Raw genomic sequence first — 4,155 nt, forward strand, 5'->3', positions numbered from 1 at the left:
GGGCAGGCGGGGGCGTGGCGGCGGGCACGGCGCGCACCCGCGCCCGAGGCCGTCCCGTGCCGGTACGGCCGTGCCGACGGGGTCTGGCGGGCAGACGCCGGGCACGCCGCGCTCAGGGCAGGGCGTTCGGGGGTACGCGGGGGCTCACCGGGATGCGGTGGGAGAAGGCGGCGAAGCGCGGAAGGGGCGGCGCGGACGGCGGGCGCGGCTCGACGGGGCGGCGGCGCGGCCGGTGCTGACGGATGCGGTCAGGCGCCTGTGGGCCGTGGTGGGCGGCCGGTCAGCGACAGAGGGCGCTGCAGGTGCGCCGCAGGTCCACGTAGCGGCACACCACACCGGGGTGCGTCGTGAGCATGCTGCTCATCCTGGCGAGCGCCGCGAGCGGCTGTCAATAGACACCAATTGGTGTCTCATTTGGCGGGACGGGTCCGTGACGGCGGATCAGAGCCCCGTCAGCGCACGGCGCGAGCACCGCGAGCGGTGGCCGGGTGCGTCGCGGCCTCCTCGGGGTGCAGCCACAGGGGGCCGTTCCCGGTGTCCACCCGGACCGCCTCCGGTGGCGGCCAGGCCCCGGTGACCAGCAGGGCCCGCTCGGGATCGGTGAGGCTCCGGTAGCGCCGCAGCGCCTCGTCCGGCGGCAGCGGATCCGGGGTCCGCAGCAGTCCCGGGCACAACTCCTCGACGGCGGAGGCGTACTCCTCGTAGGGCCGCCAGCCGGGCACCACGCGCTGCCCGGCCGGGGCGCGTACGAGCAGCGTCGGCAGCGCGTACCGGTACCCGCCGCCGCCGGTCTCCTTCGCCGCTCCGGGGTGCGGCGACGGGCCGCGCGCCGCCAGCGCCTCGCGCACCGGGCGCCGTGCCTCCGCCCGGTCGGCCCGTACCCGCGCCAGGACGTCGTCGGCCGCCGCGTCGGCCGCGAGCCGTACCGGGTCCAGTCCCGGCGCGCCCCGTACCGCGGCGAGTGCGAGCGCGGGCGTGTCGGCCGGCTCCCCGAGCACGAACACGGTCTCCCGGAGCCGGCGCAGCACCCGCCCGGCCACCTCCTCGCCCTGCAGCTCGGCCGCCTTGGCGGCCAGCGAGGCGGGCCAGGAGCTGGCCGCCACGCGGCTCAGCCGCCGCGCCCGCGGCGCCCGGGTGTGCGCGCTGATCTCCTCGACGTGCCGCGCGTACCAGGCGGTCTCCGCGGCCGGGTCGGGGGCTGGGTCGTCGTCGGCGTCGAACAGGACGCCGTGCACGCGGCGCCAGCGCACCCGGCCGCCCAGCGCGGCCCGCAGCCTGCGGAACACCGGTTCCGAACCCCAGGCCCAGGGGCACAGCGGATCGGTGTACTCCACCACCTCCACGGCGGGCGGGGCAGGCGGGGCCGTCACGCGGCTCCCTTCCGGTCCAGCCGCTCCGCGGCGGCCGCGGGCAGGAGCGAGGCGAGGGTCACCCCGCCGAGGACCGCCGCCGCGCCTGCCTCGACCTGGCGCCACACCCCGGGTAGTCCGGCGGCCGGACCGGGGTATCCGAGCCCGGCCAGCGACTCCCCCCGCAGGGTGATCAACTCGCCGTCCACCGCGCGCGCCACGTCCAGCAGGGTGATCTCGCCGGCGGGCCGGCCGAGCCAGTAGCCGCCCTCGCAGCCGCGCTGACTGCGCACCAGGCCGGCCTTGCGCAGTTCGCTCACCACGGACTTCAGGAAGCGGAACGGGATCTGCTGCGCGGAGGCGATGGCCTCGCAGGTCAGGGGGCGGGCAGGCTCACAGGCGAGCTCCAGCAGAGCCCGCGTGGCGTAGTCCGCCTTCGCGGAGATATGCATGGGCCCATCATGCCCCAACCGGCCCGCCCGGCCCGGGGGTTCGGCCGCCGTGCTCCGTACATTGCGGCAGCATTGCCGCAGGTGAAGCACAAAGGACACTTCTTGACATCCTTTTCGGGGCCGCTCTAGCGTCCCGGCCATGAGCGAGCCCCTGACGAACCCCGGTGAAGGCTTCCACCCCCATCTCCACGACGCGCCCGGGCAGGCGGCTGCGCCCCTGCGGACCCGGCTGCACCACATCCGCGCGGGCGCCCTGGACGGCGGGACGGCGCAGACCGGCGGGATGCGCAGGTTCGCCGCCGTCAGCGGACGGACCGTGGGCTCCGAGAAGCTGTGGATGGGCCAGACCCACGTGGCCCCGGCGACGGCGTCCTCCGACCACCACCACGGCGCGTCCGAGACCGCGATCTACGTGGTGAGCGGGCACCCCGAGTTCGTCTTCCTGGACGACTCGGGCGACGCGCCCGAGGAGGTGCGCCTGCGCACCTCGCCCGGCGACTACGTCTTCGTCCCCCCGTTCGTGCCGCACCGCGAGGAGAACCCGGACCCCGCGCAGGAGGCCGTGGTCGTCATCGCCCGCAGCACCCAGGAGGCCGTCGTGGTCAACCTCCTCGGTCTGTACGCCCTTCCGGCCGAGGACGCCTGAGCGGCCGGACCCGCGGACGCACGCAGCCGTCCCCGACCTCCGCCCCCGTGGCGAGGGCGGGGACGGCTGTGTGCGTCAGGGTGCGGACGCGAGATCGGCGGCCGTCCGCTGCGCACGGAACGCCGGGTGCCCGCCGAGACGGGCGACGTACGCCGTGAGGCGGCCGTAGGAGCAGAGCAGACCGCTCGCGAGGTGGGAGAGGGCCACCCACACGTCGACGTCGGCGGCGGTCAGGTGGCCACCCAGGACGTAGGGCCCGCAGGCCAGCCGGCGGTCCAGCAGGTCGAGGGTGGCGTGCAGGGTCCGCAGGGCTGCGTCACGGTCGGCCGGTGCCCCGTCCGCGGCCAGTTGGGCGGCTCTCGTCACGCCCGTGTCGACCGTGTGCCGGAGGGCCTCGATGTCGGGCAGGAGGGCCGGGGAACACAGCGGGGGTACGGAGGCGCAGCCCTCGGCGCCGAGGCGGCCCGCGAGGTCGCCGAGGATGTCCGGGGTGTGGTTGCTGACGACCCGCCCGGTCCACCGGTCGCACAGCGCGGGCACGGTGAGCGGTCCGTCGTAGTGGTGCCACGTGGCCTCGTAGGCCGCGCGCAGCGCGGCGAGGGCGGTGTCGCCGGCGGCCCCCGCGGGGACGGGCGTCGTGACGACGGAGTCGCGCAGCCCCAGCAGGTCGAGGGTGATGGCGACCCGTTGCGAGAGCGGGCACCCCGGCGACAGGAACAGCTCGTACCGGCGTGGCGCGGGGTAGAAGCCGCCGGCGAGGTCGACACCGATGCGGCTGCGGAAGCGGTCGGGACGGGACGCGCGCGGCAGCGCCGAACAGGAGACGTGGAGTGCGGGGTCGAGCGGGATCGTCTCGGTCATGCCCTCTCCAAGGCGTGGCGGGCCGCCGGTCGACCCCTGGGGGCACCGGCGGCGGGACGGCTGAAGGTCCTGGGTGGAGGTCAGCCGGCCGCGCCGAACGAGCTGCAGACGCGCAGGAAGTCGATGTGCAGACGTCGGGTGAGGAGGAGGGCGCGTGCCCTGGGCATGTCCACCTCCCCGGCTCGGGGCCCGCAGGACGCGGGACCGCGCTTGCCCCGCCGCGCCGGCGGGACCAGGTCGTCACCCGGGGCACCCCACCGCGATGTGAGGGTTGCCGGTCAGCGGGCCGGGGCCGATGACCCACCGTGCCGCGGGGCGGTGTGGTGGGCGCTGACGATCGTGACCTGCCCATCAGTGTCGAGTCGTCAAACCCCGTGCGTCAAGGGACGCGTACGCGTCTCATCGGACCGTTCACGATGTGAGACGGCGTCGTTGACATTCCCAGTGGGCCGTGCCTAACTTACGCCGCAGATCGGTCATGAGCTCCGGCGCGAGCCCGGCTCGCCGGCCGGCGGCCCCCGTGTCGCGGTGGGACGCCCCGGATGACGACCGGACCGGACGGTCCGATGACGACGGCGGACGCGAGGCCCCGCGGGGCGGAACGGTGACGACGATGCACGCAGCCCCGGGGACGGCCGCACAGCGGCCCCACGGCCGCGTCCCGTCGCACCCGCGGCTCCCCGTCGCCGCGCACCACGTCCCCGGCGCCTCCTGTTGCGCGTGTACCGCGCACTGTCGCGCCCTCTGTCAAGGCTGACGGCTTCCTGAACCCCGGCCCCCGCCGCTGACGCGGGGGCCGGGGTTCAGGAAGCCGTCAGCCTTGACAGAGGGCGCGACAGTGCGCGGT

At 75.9% G+C, this 4,155-nt stretch carries 4 protein-coding genes and 2 riboswitches; of the genes, 1 reads left to right on the forward strand and 3 read right to left on the reverse strand.

Annotated elements, in window-relative coordinates:
- Positions 1-452 precede the first annotated feature (452 nt).
- A complete protein-coding gene (locus tag PV341_RS44055) occupies positions 453-1,370 on the reverse strand; it encodes a DsbA family oxidoreductase (RefSeq protein WP_500360865.1) in 918 nt (305 codons plus the stop codon).
- Positions 1,367-1,801: an RrF2 family transcriptional regulator gene (locus tag PV341_RS44060; RefSeq protein ID WP_326570637.1), complete on the reverse strand. Its 435-nt coding sequence runs from the start codon at positions 1,799-1,801 to the stop codon at positions 1,367-1,369. Before PV341_RS44060 ends, PV341_RS44055 begins: the two co-directional genes overlap by 4 nt.
- 139 nt (positions 1,802-1,940) lie before the next feature.
- On the opposite strand from PV341_RS44060, the gene PV341_RS44065 reads away from it, so the two are divergent.
- Positions 1,941-2,447: a cupin domain-containing protein gene (locus tag PV341_RS44065; RefSeq protein WP_500360866.1), complete on the forward strand. Its 507-nt coding sequence runs from the start codon at positions 1,941-1,943 to the stop codon at positions 2,445-2,447.
- 75 nt (positions 2,448-2,522) lie between these two features.
- On the opposite strand, the gene PV341_RS44070 is transcribed toward PV341_RS44065, so the two are convergent.
- Positions 2,523-3,308 carry a glutathione S-transferase C-terminal domain-containing protein gene (locus PV341_RS44070; protein ID WP_500360868.1) on the reverse strand — a complete coding sequence of 262 codons (786 nt, stop codon included), beginning with the start codon at positions 3,306-3,308 and terminating at the stop codon, positions 2,523-2,525.
- A gap of 201 nt (positions 3,309-3,509) precedes the next feature.
- Positions 3,510-3,613, reverse strand: a riboswitch (SAM riboswitch).
- Positions 3,614-3,782: 169 nt separating this feature from the next.
- A riboswitch (SAM riboswitch) is annotated at positions 3,783-3,882 on the forward strand.
- Positions 3,883-4,155: the final 273 nt, after the last annotated feature.

The sequence above is a fragment of the Streptomyces sp. PA03-1a genome (genome assembly GCF_033792805.1).
In the GTDB taxonomy this organism is placed as follows: Bacteria; Actinomycetota; Actinomycetes; order Streptomycetales; family Streptomycetaceae; genus Actinacidiphila.